This is a genomic window from Streptomyces sp. NPDC091289 (genome assembly GCF_044757365.1).
Classification (GTDB): domain Bacteria; phylum Actinomycetota; class Actinomycetes; order Streptomycetales; family Streptomycetaceae; genus Streptomyces.
Genome location: NZ_JBIVUT010000021.1, coordinates 139112 through 154007, shown reverse-complemented (window position 1 = coordinate 154007; position 14896 = coordinate 139112). Strand labels below are relative to the sequence as shown.

Genomic DNA, 14896 nt, shown 5'->3' with positions numbered 1-14896 from the left:
TCAAGGAGGACACCATGACCACCGCAGTGGACCGCTTCCGCGCCGCCGTCGACAGCCGCGACCTCGGCGCCCTGGACCATCTGTTCACCGAGGACATCCGGCTCTACAGCCCGGTGAAGTTCACCCCGTTCGAGGGCCGGCCGGCGGTGCTGGGCCTCTTCGGCGTCCTGCTGCGCACCTTCGAGGACTTCCGTTACGTCGGTGAGTTCGCGGGCGCCTCGCAGACGAGCGCCGACGGGGCCGAGGCCCCGTCGGCGGTCCTGCTCTTCCGGGCGACGGTCGGCGGCAAGGAGATCCACGGCATCGACCTGCTGCACCTGGACGAGGACGGGCGGATCAAGGAGTTCACCGTGATGGTCCGTCCGGCCTCCGCCGTGCAGGCGCTGGGCGAGGCCGTGCTCGCCGGCCTGGTCGCCGACGGCCTCGTCCCCGCCCCGTAGGACCGGGGCTCAGCTCGTCCGCGCCGCCTCCAGGGCATCCGCGACCAGGCCCAGGAACCGGGCGTGGTCGCGGGGCCCGTAGAGCGGCTCGGGGTTCCACGGGACGACGGGCGTCGGCGCACCCTCGCTCCCCCGCAGCTCTTCCAGCGGGGTGGCGTGGGCGCGGATGTCGGTCAGGATCACCTCGGGGCGCAGCGCGAAGGTGTCGGAGCGGCTCTGCGTGGACCAGTTGGCCCCCGGCCCTTCGGCCGGCTCCACGACCTGGACGCCCAGTTCGGTGAGCACGCGCAGTTCGGGCCACATTTTGGGGCGTGCGACATGTGCCTGGTCCGGGCCGGCCGGGGAGAGGGCGAGCACCCGGGGCGCGTCGGCGGACGTGGCGGCGACGATCGAGCGCAGCCGCTCCCGGGCGGCGTCCAGGTCCTGGTCCGCGCCCGGCCGGTCCACCGCGCCGAGCGAGCGGGCCAGTTCGGCGAACCGGTCGCCGATCTCGCCGAACGTACGGGCCTGGCTGACGTCGAGGACGACCACCGGGACCCGCTCCTCCAGGGGCTTGGCGGTCTCGGGGGCCAGCCCGTAGACATGGCCGCCGCCGTAACTGACGGCCACCACGAGGTCCGGCCCGGTGCTCAGCAGCCGCTCGACGTCCAGGGCGCCGCCCGCGCCGACGTACGCGACCTCGTCCAGCGGCAGGGTCCCGGTCTTCGCCGTATCGGCGTCCGGACCGTCGTGGTCGGAGCCGAATATTCCCACCGGCCGGATTCCGAGGTCCCACAGGGTCGCCCCGGCCTGAACATAGGCCAGCACCCGCCCGGGCGGGCGGGGTGCCGTCGACTGCTGACCCCGGTCGTCGGAGAACCGCCATTCGCTCTGTTCCGTCACGTCACACACGCCCCTCTGCCGCCGACTGCCGTTCCATTCGTGCGAGTTCGTACACGTGTACCTGCCCACCTCCTCGCCCCCACACCCCTCTGGCCAGGGAACAAACGGCCGTCGATCGGTTTCGGCCACGCTGGGCGGCCCGTATCACCGAGTGTTAGAAATGAGGCACCCTCAGTCATCGGTCAGCGCCCTGGGCCGGCCCTTCCGGACGGAGTCGACTCCCATGCGCGCGACCCTTGTGAAGGCAGCTCTGGCCGTCGGCATCGGCGCGTCGCTCTGTGCGGCCTCGGCGGACGCGCCGGCCACGGCCGGGGCCACGGCTCGGGCGGCGGCAGGAGCGGCGAGCGCGCCGGAGTGCCCCGTGGTCGACGTCCTGGCCATCCACACGCCGAAGGCCGCGAAGCGGGTCGGCGGGGAGCACCGGGTGCCGGCCTCGGCCCAGCGGATCGCGACGCGGATGAACCGGTCCCTGGCGGCGGGCGGTCTCTGCGGGATCATCCGCGTCGTCCACCCGTACACGGCGACCGGCTACGAGGGATCGGAGGAGTTCCGCGCCGCGCACGCCACGCTCAAGGAGCATGCGGCGGGGCTCGGACGGCAGGTGCACGAACAGCGGGCGCGGTACGGCGCCGACCTGGTCACGCTCGTCGTGGACCGGCCGCAGCGGGGCGGCGGCACGGCGGACTACACGCCGGTGCTCGACAGTTCCACGGACGAGTACGCCTACGCGGTCGTCGACGTCGACGGGATCGACCTGGATTCGGCGAGCCACGAGATCGGCCACAACCTGGGCCTGGCCCATGACCGTACAACGCTGGCGGGCAACGCGGACGGCTCGATGAGCGTAAGCCGGAACCGCCCGTACAACACCGGCTGGATCACCGAGGACGGCAAGCGCTACACGATCATGGCGTACCGCTCCGCGTGCGGGGACCGCTGCCGGCGGATCAGCCGGTTCTCCAGCGCGACGCAGACCTGGAAGGGCCACCGACTGGGCGACGCGGACAACGACGGCGTACGGGTGCTGCGCGAGACCATGCCGATCGTCGCCGGGTACCGCGACAGGAGCTGACCCGGAGGCAGGGGCGCGTCACCCGTCGGCGCGTCACCCGTTACGGGGGCGCGCACCGTCCAGCGCCAGGTCCACGATCCGGCGCGCGAGCCCCTTGTCCAGCGGTGCCCCGGTCAGCAGGACCCGTGCGAACAGCGGCCCCGCCAGGGTCTCGGCGACCAGCCGGGGATCGGTGTCCGGGGCCAGCTCGCCGCGCTCGATCCCGCGCCGCACGATGTCCTCGCCGCGCTCCAGACGGGCGTCCCAGTACGGGAGGCGCTCCGCCTCGACGGACCCCACGTCGGGCGAGGCGCCGAGGTGGAGCAGGGCCGCGCCCCGCGGGGAGGCGAGGTAGTCCGAGACCGCCGACATCAGCTGGGTCAGGTCCTGGCGCACGTCCCCCGTGTCGGGCGCGGGCAACGCGTCGTCGGCGTGCGAACCGAGGGCGTCGAGCAGCAGGTTCTCGCGGGTCTTCCACCGCCGGTACACGGAGGTCTCGTGCACCCCCGCCGCCCGGGCGACCGCCGCGACCGTGGTGCCGGTGAGCCCTTCCGATGTGAGCAGGTCGACGGTGGCCGCCAGGACGGCCTGCCGCATGCGTTCGCCCCGGCGGCGCAGCGGCGCGGGGCTCTTCTCCGTGGTCACCCCCGAACCGTATCGCAGGGCTACTTGCTTTACGGGCAGGCCGGGCTTACGTTTCAAAGCAAGGCGACTTGCGATAGGCCGCCGATCCGAACCGTAAGGACCCGTCATGGAACGCATGCGCGCCGCGCGTCTCCACCTCCCCAGCCGCACCCTCACCGTGGAGGAGGTGGACAGGCCCGTGCCCGGCCCCGGCGAGGTGCTGGTGAAGGTCGGGGCGGCGGGGGTGTGTCTCTCCGATGTCCACCTCGCCGACGGCACCCTGAGCCCGATGTACCTGGAGGGGGACACGGTCACCCTGGGCCACGAGGTGGCCGGGACCGTGGCGGAGCCGGGGCCGGACGTCGAGGGCTGGGCGGTCGGTGACCGGGTGGTCCTCCAGGCCGGCGAGGAGCGCCGGGGCCGGACGTACACCCGGGGCGTCGACTACGACGGCGGCTGGGCCGAGTACGCCCTCGCCACCGCGTCCACCCTCGTCGCCCTGCCCGACTCGCTGCCCTTCGAGCAGGCGGCGATCATCCCGGACGCGGTCTCCACGCCGTGGGCCGCGGTGACCGCCACCGGCGATGTGCGGGCGGCGGAGGCCGTGGGCGTCTGGGGCGTGGGCGGGCTCGGCGCGCACGCCGTGCAGCTGCTGCGGGCGGTGGGCGCGCACCCGGTCGTCGCGGTGGACCCGGCCCCGGCGGCCCGGCGGCGGGCCCTGGAGTTCGGGGCCGACCTGGCGCTGGACCCCGCCGATCCGCTGTTCCGCGAGAGGGTGCTCGGGGCGACGGGCGGTGTGGGTCTGCAGGCGGCGTTCGACTTCGCCGGAGTCCCGGCGGTCCGCGAGCAGGCGCTGACCGCGCTGGCGACGAAGGGGCGGCTGGTGCTGGTGGGACTGACCGACCAGCCGCTGACGGTCGCCCACGGCACCCTGTTCAGCTATCGCGGGCACCGGATCCTGGGCCACTACGGCTCGGAGGGCCACCATGTGCCGCAGCTCGTGCGGCTCGCCGAGGGCGGTCGGCTGGACTTCTCCCGGTCGATCACCGAGGTGCTGCCCCTGGACGACGTGGCGTCGGCGGTCCGGCGGATGGAGACCAAGGAGGGCGACCCGGTCAGGATCGTTCTGCGGCCGTGACGGGCTCCCGTTCCCTCTCCGGCTCGCGCCGGTCCAGCTCGACGTTGAACTGGGCGCCGGCCAGCAGGGAGAGGTTGGCGAACCAGACCCAGATGAGGAAGACGACGAGCCCGGCGAGCGACCCGTACAGCCTGCTGTAGCTGCCGACCTGGGTCGCGTAGAGAGCGAACAGCGCCGACGCGGTGAGCCAGCAGAACGCGGCGAGGATCCCGCCGGGCAGGCCTCGGCGGACACCGCGCGCGGAGCGGGGGCCGGTACTGAAGAGGACCATGATCAGGCAGGCCACGAGGAAGACCAGCAGCGGCCACTTCAGCGCCGCCCACAGGGTCTCCCCCTCGTGCGGCAGGCCGATGCGGCGGCCCAGCCAGCGGGCCAGTGGGCCGGTCATGACGATGGCGAAGGCGCTGGTCATCAGCAGGAGGAGCAGGCCGATCGCGGAGACGACGATGATGTGCGCCTGCCGCAGGGGCGGGCGCGTGTCCCGGACGCCGTGCATGGCGTGCATCGCCCGGCGGAAGACCGCGAGGTAGCTGCACGCGGACCACACGGCGCTCACGGACCCGGTGGCGACGAGCAGCCAGACGGCGGAGCGCTGCTCGGTCGCCGCCTCCAACGGCCTGCGCAGCGCCTCGCCGGACTCGGCCGGGGCGAAGGCGGTGATGTCGGCGATCAGGGCGCTGGTCGCGCCGGGGTTGGCCAGTCCGATCACGGACACGGTGACCAGGAGCGCCGGGAGCAGGGCGAGGATGGCGTAGTACGTCAGGGCGGCGGCCCAGTCGGTGATGTCGTCGTTCCACAGCGACACCGGTGTGCGGCGCAGGGCGGTGCGCCAGCGGCGGGGCTGCGTGGCGCGCCCGGCGGTGGGGGCGGTGCTTTCCGCGGCGGACGCGGTCTGGGTGGGCAAGCTGGTACTCCGGGGACGAGGGCGGACGCGGTGGGCGGCGTGGCCGGTCCGTTCCCGGACGCGCCGACTCCGCTCGATCCTCTCCTGCCACGTCGCGGCCGAAGCACACCCCTTCCGGCCGGCGAAGCCTCCCGCGCCCCCGGAGGGTCAGTCGTTGACGGCCGTGAGCAGGACCACGGCGTCCTGGAGCGCCAGCAGCCCGTGCCGTTCCTGCGGGATCGGGTGCAGGGTCCCGGCCGGCAGTTCGGCGTCGCCGGAGGCGGCGGTGAGGCGGACGCTGCCGCGCAGGACGAGGAGCGAGGCAGCGGGCGGTGCGTTGTGCTCGTCGAGCGCCGTCCCCTCGGTGAGGGCGATCACCGTCTGCCGCAAGGGGGGCTGCTGGAGCAGGAGGTGGGCGCTGCGGCCGTGCGCGGCGGCGCGGGCCGCGGTCAGGTGTTCCTCGGCGAGTGCGTTGAGGTCGTCCATGTGCCCACTGTGCCGCAGCCGTGGCGGTGCCGCGATCCGCGCGCTCAGCGGGGCGCCTTCGCGGTGGAGCCCCGTACCACCAGCTCCGGCTCGAACAGCAGCTCGTCCGGCGGGACCGAGCCGCCCTGGATGCCCGCGCAGAGCAGTTCGACGGCGGCCCGGCCCATGGCCTCGATGGGCTGGCGGATCGTGGTGAGCGGGGGGTCGGTGCAGTTCATGAACGCCGAGTCGTCGTAGCCGACGACCGAGATGTCGGACGGCACGCCGAGGCCACGCCTGCGGGCCGCGCGCACGGCGCCGAGCGCCAGGGGGTCGCTGGCGCAGATGATGCCGGTGACTCCCCGCTCCAGCAGCCGGGAGGCCGCTGCCTGGCCGCCCTCCAGGGAGAACATCGAGCGCTCGACGTGCGCCTCGGTCAGCTCTCCGCCGGTGGCCGCCGCGACGGACCGGGCCGCCGCGAGCTTGCGGCGCGAGGGGACGTGGTCGGAAGGGCCGATCACCACGCCGATGCGCTCATGGCCGAGGGAGGCCAGGTGACGCCAGGCGCGTTCGATGGCGACCGCGTCGTCGCAGGAGACGCAGGGGAAGTCCAGTCCCTCTATGGGGGCGTTGATCAGCACGACGGGGATCCGGCGTTCGGCGAGCCGGTGGTAGTGCTCATGGGCCTCGTCGGCCTGCGCGAACAGGCCGCCGGCGAAGACCACCCCGGAGACCTGCTGCTGGAGCAGGAGGTCCACGTAGTCCGCTTCGGAGACGCCGCCCTTGGTCTGGGTGCACAGCACGGGGGTGAGCCCCTGCTGGGCGAGGGCGCCGCCGATCACCTCGGCGAAGGCGGGGAAGATCGGGTTCTGCAGTTCGGGCAGGACGAGACCGACGAGCCGGGCGCGCTCGCCCCGCAGTTGGGTGGGCCGCTCGTAGCCGAGGACGTCCAGGGCCGTCAGCACGGACTGCCGCGTGGTCCGGGACACCCCGGGCTTGCCGTTGAGCACCCGGCTCACTGTGGCCTCGCTGACCCCAACCTTCTTGGCAACCTGAGCAAGTCGTCGCGTCATGCCGCAAGACTAGCGTAAGCGCTGCAAACTATTGACTTATCAACGCAAGGGTTGCACGCAAAAGGGACGCCTTCCGGCCATCGGAGAGCGTCCCTTTGCCTGCGCGTACGGCCTCTCCCCGGCCTACGGGTTGGTGATGATCTTGAAGGTGGAGGTGGTGTTCCTGATGTCCTCGGCGTTGTCGCTGAGCTTCAGGCCGTTGAAGGTGACCTCGCCGACGGCGGGCCCCTGCCCGGCCTCCGGCATCTCGTTGGCCCACAGCCCGAACCCGGACTTGGCGTCGAAGGCGTCACCGCTCTTGCGCGCTCCCGAGATGGAGACGTCGGTGAGCACGGTGTCCTTGATCGGGAACTGGGGCTGTCCGCCGACGTAGTTCGTCTGGAACATGATCCCGCTGTACGTGGGATCGACGATGTCCACGTTGTTGATGCGGATGCCCTGGAACACCTTGGACGCCGAGAACAGCCAGATGCCGGGGAAGGTCTGCGTTCCCCAGAAGTGACCGCCCGCGCGCACGATCGAGATGTTCTCCAGCGTCGTCGGTTCGGTCCCGAAGCCGTTCATCGGGTAGCCGAAGTCCAGCGAGCTGACCGTGATCCCGGAGTACACCAGGGTGTCGGCGATGTGGATGTTGCGGAAGGTGTTGTCGTACCCGCCGTAGACGGCGACGCCCGCCGCGCGCCAGGTGAGGATCGAGGTCAGGTTCTCGTAGACGTTGTTCTTCATGTCCGCGCCCCCGGCGTCGATCGCCGAGAAGAGCGCGAAGCTGTCGTCACCGGTGGCCCGCGCCTCGTTGTTGGTCACGAGGTTGTCGGTGGACCCGTTGGTCATGTTGACGCCGTCGGCGAACATGTTGCGGATCCGGGAGTTCTTGATGGTGATGTCGTCGGTGTTGGCTCCCCAGTAGAGGCACACCATGTGCTCGTTCCAGATGTTGTCGATCACGATGTCCGACACATTGGAGAAGTCGAACACCTTGCCCGGCCCGTCGATGCGGGAGGTGTAGTTGCCGAAGTACGCGAAGTCCGCGAACGACGACCCCTTGGCACTGGCCTCGGCCCGGAAGCCGATGTCGGTGTTGTCCTGGGTGGACGGGGCGTTGAAGCGGGTGTACCAGGGCCCGGCGCCGACCACCTGGACGGCCTTGCCGTAGACCTGGAACTTGCTGGCCGTGCTGTACTCCCCCGCCGGCAGGTAGACGCCCACGAGGGTGCCGGTGGTGTCCATGCGGACCTTGTCCAGGGCGTTCTGGACGTCCTGGTGGGTGAACCCTTCCGGCACGGTGTAGGTGGCGGGGTCCGGGTTGGCGACCGGTGCGACCTGCTCCAGGTTGATGAAGTCGATCGCGTACGTGGAGGTGTTGGCGCTGTCCTTCTGGAGCCGGATCTTCGATCCCGCCGGGACGGTCTCGCCCAGCATCACGTTCGCCTCGTCGTAGATGTGACGGGGCGCCCCGGAGCCCGGGGAGTTGCCGGGGGCGGTCTCGTTCCCGTACAGCCAGGCGTATTTGGAGGTGAGGTCGATCGCCTTGAGGAAGACGCCGTCCACATAGACGTTCAGCGTGGAGTCGATGCCGTCGCCGCCCGGGGCGTCGGGGATGGAGAAGCGGGTCACCAGGGTGTTGGTCGAGGCCCTGGTGGTGAACTCCACATAGTTTCCGGTGTCGTTGAGCGTGACGGCCTTGCGTCCCGAGGCCTCGCCCGCGATGTCGCCGACGGTCCGGTTCGGGCCGACGACCTGCGCGCCGCCGCCGGTCGTGCCGTCCTCCGCCTCGTACATGTCGTACGGCATGTTGGCGCCCCGGCCGACGAAGAGCGCCTGGGTGGAGGTGTTGTTCTCGCGCTTGACCGGGAGTTCGTTGGCGTCGTCCGCGATCACGGTCCGTACGGTGTACGAGCCGTTGGCCGCGGTCCAGGTGCCCAGCGCGACCGGTGCGGCGGTGGCTCCCGCCGCGATGGCCCCGTTGTGGGCGCCGGTCAGGGTCTTCACCGTGGCGCCCTTGCTGTCGACGAGCGTCAGCGTGATGCCGTGGCTGCCGCCCGCCGAGGCCACCGTGCCCTGGTTCTTCAGCGCGACGGAGAAGGTGACCGTGTCGCCGTCGGACGCGGCCGAGGGCGAGGTGGTGACGGCTGCGGCCACCAGGTCGGAGCTGGAGACCGGCTTCACCACCAGCGGGGAGGCGCTGGTGTAGGTGTTGTTGGTCTCGTTCTGCTCGATGACCTCGTCCGCCGGGTCGGCGACCGCGCTCAGTGCGTAACTACCCGCGTTACGGGCCCCGATGGAAGCGCTGACGTCGATGGACGCCCCCGACGCCAGAGCACCGACGGAGGCCGTGGCGACCTCGGTTCCGCCGAGTTGGAACGCGACCTCGCTCGCCGGGGCGGCGAGCGCTCCGGCGTTGCGGACGGTCGCGGTCAGGGTGACCTCGTCCGTCTCGACCGGCTCCGCGGGTGCGGCGGTGATGCCGGTGACCTGGAGGTCGGGGTTGGCCGCCGGAGCGCCCAGCACCTGGAACTCGGCGACCTGACCGGCCCCGGAGCCGCTGTTGGCGGTGAACTTCAACTGGACGTCGGCGACGCGTGCGGAGACCGGGATGGTCACCGTGTTGCCGGACGCGGGAGTGAAGTCGTAATCCTTCGCTGCGGCCAGCGAGTTGAAGGACGAGGAGTCCTGCTCGCGGCCGAGAACCTCGATCCGCTGGGTGCGCGGCCCCCAGCCGCTGTCGGGGTTGAGCTCGACGACGACGCTCTCGGTGTCGGCGTTGGAGCCGAGCTTCACGGTGAGGGTGTTCGGGTAACTGCCGCCCGCGCCCTCCCAGTAGGTGGAGGTGCTGTTGTCGTTGGCGTTCTCCGCGACGAAGGTGTGGACCACGGAGGAGGCGGTGATCGGCTTGTTCACGGCGAGGTTGGACGCGGAGCCGGACTGTCCGTTGCGGGTGACGGTGTTGCTGTCGCCGGAGACGTTGCCCGCCGCGTCCCTGGCCCGTACGACGTAGCTCACCGTGGTGGACGCCGACTGGCTGTCGCTGTACGTCAGCACGTCGCCCGCGACGCTGCCGCGCAGCACGTTGTTGGCGTAGACGTCGTAGCCGGTCACCCCCTTGTTGTCGGTCGAGCCCTGCCACGTCAGCTCGACCGAGCCGCTGGAGGGCTCGGTGAACGCCAGCGCGGAGGGGGCGGTGGGGGCCTGGGTGTCACCGGTGTCCCCGGCCCGGGTCACGGTGTTGCTGTTGGCGGAGACGTTGCCCGCCGCGTCCTTGGCGCGGACGAAGTAGCTGACGTCCTGCCCGGCCGGGCGGGTGTCGGTGTACGTGGTGACGTCGCCCGCGACGCTGGTCAGCAGGGTGTTGTTCGCGTAGACGTCGTAGCCGGTGACGGCCTTGTCGTCGGTCGACGCCTTCCAGGTGAGCCGGATCTGCCCGGTGGCGGGCTCGGTGAACGCGAGGCCGGCCGGTGCGGTCGGGGCCTCGGTGTCGCCGGTGGTGGGGCCGTAGATCTCCAGTTCGGCCAACTGGGCTGACTCGGCACCGGTGTTGGCGGTGACCAGGACGCGGACGTACCGGGTGGTCGTGGCGTCGAAGGTGATCGTCGCCGACTGTCCGCCCGCCGCGTCGAAGCGGTAGGCCTTGGACGCGGTGAGGTCGGTGAAGTCCGTGCCGTTGGCGCTGCCCTGGAGCTTCAGGGTCTGGCTGCGCGCGGCCCAGCCGTCGGGCAGCCGCAGGACCACCCGGTCCACGCCGAGCGATGCGCCCAGGTCCGCCTGGATCCACTGCGGGAACTGGTCGTCACGGCTGGCCCAGTAGCTGTCGCGGTTGCCGTCGTTGGCGTTGGCCGGGGTCTGCGCGCCGTTGCCGCTGCTGGCCGTGAGGGTCTTGCCGGCGGCGAGGTCGGCCGAGGACCCACCGGCGCCCCGGACCTCCAGTTCGGAGAGCTGGGCCGCCGACCAGCCGGTGTTGGCGGTGATGTTGACGCGCACGAAGCGGGTCAGGGTGGCCGGGAACGCGATGGTGACCTCGTTCGCGGCCCCCGGGGCGAAGGTGTACGTCGCCGAGTTCTTCAGGGTCGCGAAACTGGTGCCGTCCGCGCTGCCCTGGAGGGACAGCGTCTGCGTGCGGGTCTCCCAGCCCGCCGGGAGCGCCAGGGTGACCTCGTCGACGCGGGTGCCCGCACCCAGGTCGGCCTGGACCCACTGGGGCAGTCCGTCTCCCGCGCTCTGCCAGTACGTCGAGCGGTTGCCGTCGGTGATGCCGGACGCGCCGTACTCGGCGTGGGCGCTGCTCGCGGCCGCGGCCCGGCCCGCGGCGAGGTTGGGGCCGTCGGCCGCCGAGGCGGTGAGCGACGGCCAGCCGATCATCAGAAGACTGGTCGTGACCAAGGCGGATATCGCCCGCCATCTCCAGCGTTGGGCTCTCATAGCTCCCCGATCTTCGGCCTCGGCGCAGGGCGCGTCGAGGGCGCGGCTCTGTGACCGCAGCCAGGGAACATGGATTTCTGCGTATGCTGCGGCCTGTTTTGCGTTGTGCCGTCAGAGAGTTGCAGAGAAATGAGAGACCGTCCACCGTTTCGGCAACAGCGAAACGGCCGGGCCGGGGAGCGGATTCCGCCGCGCGATCACCGCTCCCCGGCCCCGTGGCGGGGAGCCGGGCAGGCCCCCGACGGATCGTCAGAGGCCGCCGGTGTAGAGCAGCCGGTCGGGCGAGCCCTGGCCGAGGCCGGAGAGCACGTCCTCGGTGGCCGTGTCCGTCAGCCACCGCGCTACGGCGGCGGGCGAGGCCGAGGGGTTCTCCTGCTTGTAGAGCGCGGCGACGCCCGCGACGTGCGGGCTGGCCATGGAGGTGCCGTTCAGCGAGACGGTGCCGCCGCCGAGGCGGGCGGAGACGATGTCGGCGCCGGGGGCGTACAGCTCCAGGCAGGAGCCCCAGTTGCTGAAGGAGGTCTCCCGGTCCTGCCGGTCGCTCGCGCCGACCGTGACCACCCCGTCCGCGGCGGCCGGGGAGACGTCACAGGCGTCCCGGTTGTCGTTGCCTGCGGCCACGACGGGCAGCACACCCGCGTCCGCGACGGATTCGACCGCCGCGTCGACGGCGGTGGAGCGGGCGCCGCCGAGCGAGGCGTTCAGCACGGCGGGGGTTCCGGTGCGTGCGGCGTCCTTGGCGACCCAGTCGAACCCGGCGAGGATGCCGGCCCAGGTGCCCCGGCCCTCGCAGTTCAGGACGCGTACGTTGACCAGCGTGGCGTCCTCGGCGACGCCGGAGGTCGCGCCGCCGACGGTGCCCGCGACGTGGGTGCCGTGTCCGTTGCAGTCCATGCCGCCGCGGCCGTCCCCGACGGCGTCGTACCCGTTGACGACCCGGCCGCCGAACTCGCTGTGCGCGGCGTCGATCCCGGTGTCGACGACGTACGCCTTCACGCCCTTGCCGGTGGCCGTGGTGGTGAAGGTGTCGTCCAGCGGCAGGGCTCGCTGGTCGATGCGGTCGGTGCCCCAGCCGGCCGCGGGGGCCCGCAGCAGGTTCGCGGCGGTGGGCGCGGGGACGGTCACCTCGGCGTTCTCCTCGACGGCGAGGACGCCGGGGAGGGTCCTCACCGCTTCGAGTTCGGTGGCGGTGAGCGTGGCGGCGAAGCCGTGCAGGACATTTCCGTACGTGAACAACGGGCTGAGCCCGAACTCCCGCAGGAAGGTCTCCGGCGAGAGTTCGGGCTCCAGGGTGACGATGTACTGCCCGGGTACGGCCCGGGTGGACTGCTCCACCAGGACCCCTTCCGGTCCGGTGTCGGCCGAGGCCGGGGCGGGTGCGGCGACCAGCGGGGCGATCAGCAGCAGGGTGGCCGTGGCCCATCGGGCGGGCAGGCGCATGCATTCTCCTCGGGGTGGGGATCCGTTCACGGAGCGAGTGCATCCGCGAAGCGCGAACACCCGTTCCTTCGTCCCCGTCCGTCGGTCGCCTTAGCGGGTTCAGCCGGACAGCGCAACGCCGGACGTCAACTCCAGCTCTTCGAGGTCGTGCTCGGCGGTGGCCCGGGGGTCGTGGCTCGCCCAACTGCCCACCGCCACCTCGGCCGTGATGCCGGGCCCGAAGCCGGCGATGAGCCCCTGCGCGGACTCGGCGGCGCCGCCGTCGTCGAAGAGCCGTGCCAGCGCGTCGAAGACGACGGAGCTGGCGATGTTGCCGCGTTCGGTGAGGGTGGCCCGGCTGTAGCGGAACATCTCGGGCGGCAGCTTCAGGAAGTGGCAGAGGTCGTCCAGGATGCGTGGCCCGCCCGCGTGGACGATGAAGAAGTCCATGTCCGGGACGGACCAGCCGTGCAGGTCGACCAGGTCCTGGAGCACCGGGGCGAGCATCTCCATGGTGCCCGGGACCCGCTTGTCCAGCTGGAAGTGGAACCCGGTGTCGCGGACCGCGTAGGAGATCCAGTCCTCGGTGTCGGGCACCAGGTGGGAGCCGTTGCGCTCCAGGCGCATGCCGGTGCCGCCCTGTCCCCGGACGACGGCCGCGGACAGGGCGTCCCCGAAGAGCCCGTTGGAGAGCAGCGAACCGACCCCGATGTCGGTGGGCTGGTAGCACAGCGAGCAGAACTCGCAGGACACGATGAGGACGTTGGCCTCGGGGTAGGCCAGGCAGAAGTCGTGCGCGCGGTTGATCGCCGCGCCGCCCGCCGCGCAGCCGAGCTGGGCGATGGGCAGTTGGCGGGTCTCCGCCCGGAAGCCCATGGTGTTGATGATCCACGCGGTCAGCGAGGGCATCATGAAGCCCGTGCAGGAGACGTAGACGATCAGGTCGATCTCGGACGGGTCGGTCTCGGCGTGGGCGAGGGCCTGCCGGACGACTTCGGGGACCCGGGTCTTGGCCTCGGCCTCGTACACCCGGTTGCGGAGCTCGAATCCGGGGTGCTTCAGGGTCTCCTCGATGGGCCGCACGAGGTGCCGGGTCTGGACGCCGGTGTTCTGGATGAGCCGCAGGACGAGGTCGCGCTGCGGGTGCCCGGCGTGGGTCTCCCGGGCCAGGTCCAGGGTCTGCTGCATCGTGATGACGTGCTCGGGCACAGCGATGGCCGGTCGGCACAGGGTCGCCATGGGTTCTCCTCGTTCTCTGGAGCGGAGGCTCTCGTCACCAGGTGACGGGCAGGGCGAGCGGGTAACGCCAGATGGACGTCGTGTTCCACTGGATGTCCTCGGGCGGCACGTCCAGACGCAGGGCCGGGAAGCGGGTCAGCAGCGTGGAGAAGGCCACTTCCAGTTCCATGGTGGCCAGCGGTGCGCCCAGGCAGTGGTGCGCGCCCCAGCCGAACGTCATGTGGGGGATGGAGGGCCGGTCGGGATCCAGCTCGTCGGGACGGTCGAACTTGGCCGCGTCCCGGTTGGCCGTCAGATAGGACACGTGCACCACGTCGCCGGCCTTGATGAGGACGCCGCCGAGCTCTACGTCCTCCATGGCGATGCGCGGGATGCCGACGCCCTTGCGGAAGGGGATGTGGCGCAGCAGCTCCTCCAGGGTGCGGGGCAGCCGCTGCGGTTCGGCCTGGAGGGAGTGCAGGAGCTCCGGGCGGGTGAGCAGGGTGTAGGCGATGTTGCCGAGCTGGTAGGTCGTGGTGTCCTGGCCGGTGATGAGCAGGACCATCGCCATGACGGCCAGCTCGTCGTCGTCGAGCAGTTCGGCGCCGTCCCGGGCGGTGGCCAGGGTGCTGATGAGGTCCTCGCCCGGGGAGCGGCGCCGGTCGGCGGTCAGCTCCTGGAAGTAGCCGCGCAGTTCCGCCTTGGCGCGTACGGCGTCCTGCTTGCCCGCGGCCCCGACGTTCATCATCGTCATGGCGTGGGCGCGGAGCCAGGGGCGGTCGGCCTCGGGGATGCCGAGCGCCTCGCAGATGGTGATCAGCGGCAGCGGCGAGGAGACCCGGGCGACGAAGTCGGCCGGTGAGCCCTCCGCCTCCATCTCGTCCAGCAGCCGGTCCACGACGCGCTGGGTCCCGCCGCGCATCTGCTCGACGCGGCGGGGGGTGAAGCTCTTGGCGACCAGGCTGCGCAGCCGGCTGCTGGCGGGCGGGTCCATGAGGTTGATGGACTCCGCCTGGACGATCGGCTCCGGGGTCATCCGGGGGAAGTCACGGCCGAGGACGGCACCGCGGCTGAACCGCCGGTCGGTGGTGACCGTGCGCACGTCCTCGTAGCGGGTGACCAGCCAGGCCTCGCCCTCCCCGTACGCCATACGGATGCGGGACACCGGCTCCTCGGTCAGCAATTGCCTGAGCTGGGGGTCGAACTCCAGCTGCTGCGCGTAGTCGAACGGACAGCTCCGTACGGTTTCCTTGTTCTGCACCGAGGTGTTCTCCACCGAGGTTTCTCCCC

The 14896-nt window shown here is 71.5% G+C and carries 11 protein-coding genes and 1 pseudogene; 3 read left to right on the top strand and 9 right to left on the bottom strand.

Going from position 1 to position 14896, the window contains the following annotated elements; genetic code table 11:
• The first annotated feature begins 14 nt into the window (after positions 1-14).
• A complete protein-coding gene (locus tag ACIQPT_RS27140; protein WP_401159382.1) occupies positions 15-440 on the top strand; it encodes a nuclear transport factor 2 family protein in 426 nt (141 codons plus the stop codon).
• Positions 441-449: 9 nt separating this feature from the next.
• Here the strand turns inward: ACIQPT_RS27140 and ACIQPT_RS27135 are convergent, their stop codons facing one another.
• Positions 450-1322 carry an ABC transporter substrate-binding protein gene (locus tag ACIQPT_RS27135; protein ID WP_401159379.1) on the bottom strand — a complete coding sequence of 291 codons (873 nt, stop codon included), beginning with the start codon at positions 1320-1322 and terminating at the stop codon, positions 450-452.
• Positions 1323-1545: 223 nt separating this feature from the next.
• On the opposite strand from ACIQPT_RS27135, the gene ACIQPT_RS27130 reads away from it, so the two are divergent.
• On the top strand, positions 1546-2394 hold the full coding sequence (locus tag ACIQPT_RS27130) for a M12 family metallo-peptidase (RefSeq protein ID WP_401159377.1): 849 nt from the start codon (positions 1546-1548) through the stop codon (positions 2392-2394).
• Positions 2395-2427: 33 nt separating this feature from the next.
• Here ACIQPT_RS27130 and ACIQPT_RS27125 read toward each other — a convergent pair whose 3' ends face one another.
• Positions 2428-3018 carry a TetR-like C-terminal domain-containing protein gene (locus ACIQPT_RS27125; RefSeq protein WP_401159375.1) on the bottom strand — a complete coding sequence of 197 codons (591 nt, stop codon included), beginning with the start codon at positions 3016-3018 and terminating at the stop codon, positions 2428-2430.
• A gap of 106 nt (positions 3019-3124) precedes the next feature.
• On the opposite strand from ACIQPT_RS27125, the gene ACIQPT_RS27120 reads away from it, so the two are divergent.
• The gene (locus tag ACIQPT_RS27120; RefSeq protein ID WP_401159373.1) at positions 3125-4135 is read left to right on the top strand and encodes a zinc-binding dehydrogenase; all 1011 of its coding nucleotides are present in this window, start codon (positions 3125-3127) and stop codon (positions 4133-4135) included.
• On the opposite strand, the gene ACIQPT_RS27115 is transcribed toward ACIQPT_RS27120, so the two are convergent.
• The 7 genes and pseudogenes from ACIQPT_RS27115 to ACIQPT_RS27085 all read right to left on the bottom strand — a co-directional run bounded on the left by ACIQPT_RS27115 (position 4113) and on the right by ACIQPT_RS27085 (position 14882).
• Complete coding sequence (locus ACIQPT_RS27115; RefSeq protein WP_401159371.1) at positions 4113-5039, bottom strand: YihY/virulence factor BrkB family protein; 927 nt, start codon at positions 5037-5039, stop codon at positions 4113-4115. The two genes, ACIQPT_RS27120 and ACIQPT_RS27115, sit on opposite strands and share 23 nt — an antisense overlap.
• 147 nt (positions 5040-5186) lie before the next feature.
• Positions 5187-5504, bottom strand: a complete 318-nt coding sequence (locus ACIQPT_RS27110) for a cupin (RefSeq protein WP_392948649.1) — start codon at positions 5502-5504, stop codon at positions 5187-5189.
• Positions 5505-5548: 44 nt separating this feature from the next.
• Positions 5549-6556 carry a LacI family DNA-binding transcriptional regulator gene (locus ACIQPT_RS27105; protein ID WP_401159369.1) on the bottom strand — a complete coding sequence of 336 codons (1008 nt, stop codon included), beginning with the start codon at positions 6554-6556 and terminating at the stop codon, positions 5549-5551.
• Between the two features lie 123 nt (positions 6557-6679).
• The gene (locus ACIQPT_RS27100) at positions 6680-10969 is read right to left on the bottom strand and encodes a discoidin domain-containing protein (protein ID WP_401159368.1); all 4290 of its coding nucleotides are present in this window, start codon (positions 10967-10969) and stop codon (positions 6680-6682) included.
• A 249-nt stretch (positions 10970-11218) separates the two neighbouring features.
• Positions 11219-12409: a S8 family peptidase gene (locus ACIQPT_RS27095; protein WP_401159367.1), complete on the bottom strand. Its 1191-nt coding sequence runs from the start codon at positions 12407-12409 to the stop codon at positions 11219-11221.
• Positions 12410-12508: 99 nt separating this feature from the next.
• A pseudogene (locus ACIQPT_RS27090) lies at positions 12509-13639 on the bottom strand (type III polyketide synthase); the annotation flags it as partial.
• 22 nt (positions 13640-13661) lie between these two features.
• Positions 13662-14882 carry a cytochrome P450 gene (locus ACIQPT_RS27085; RefSeq protein ID WP_401159365.1) on the bottom strand — a complete coding sequence of 407 codons (1221 nt, stop codon included), beginning with the start codon at positions 14880-14882 and terminating at the stop codon, positions 13662-13664.
• Positions 14883-14896: the final 14 nt, after the last annotated feature.

Coding starts and splice junctions, on each gene's coding strand:
- ACIQPT_RS27130 (WP_401159377.1), top strand. CDS start 1,546: ATGCGCGCGACCCTTGTGAAGGCAGCTCTGGCCGTCGGCATCGGCGCG.
- ACIQPT_RS27105 (WP_401159369.1), bottom strand. CDS start 6,556: ATGACGCGACGACTTGCTCAGGTTGCCAAGAAGGTTGGGGTCAGCGAG.
- ACIQPT_RS27110 (WP_392948649.1), bottom strand. CDS start 5,504: ATGGACGACCTCAACGCACTCGCCGAGGAACACCTGACCGCGGCCCGC.
- ACIQPT_RS27120 (WP_401159373.1), top strand. CDS start 3,125: ATGGAACGCATGCGCGCCGCGCGTCTCCACCTCCCCAGCCGCACCCTC.
- ACIQPT_RS27095 (WP_401159367.1), bottom strand. CDS start 12,409: ATGCGCCTGCCCGCCCGATGGGCCACGGCCACCCTGCTGCTGATCGCC.
- ACIQPT_RS27140 (WP_401159382.1), top strand. CDS start 15: ATGACCACCGCAGTGGACCGCTTCCGCGCCGCCGTCGACAGCCGCGAC.
- ACIQPT_RS27100 (WP_401159368.1), bottom strand. CDS start 10,969: ATGAGAGCCCAACGCTGGAGATGGCGGGCGATATCCGCCTTGGTCACG.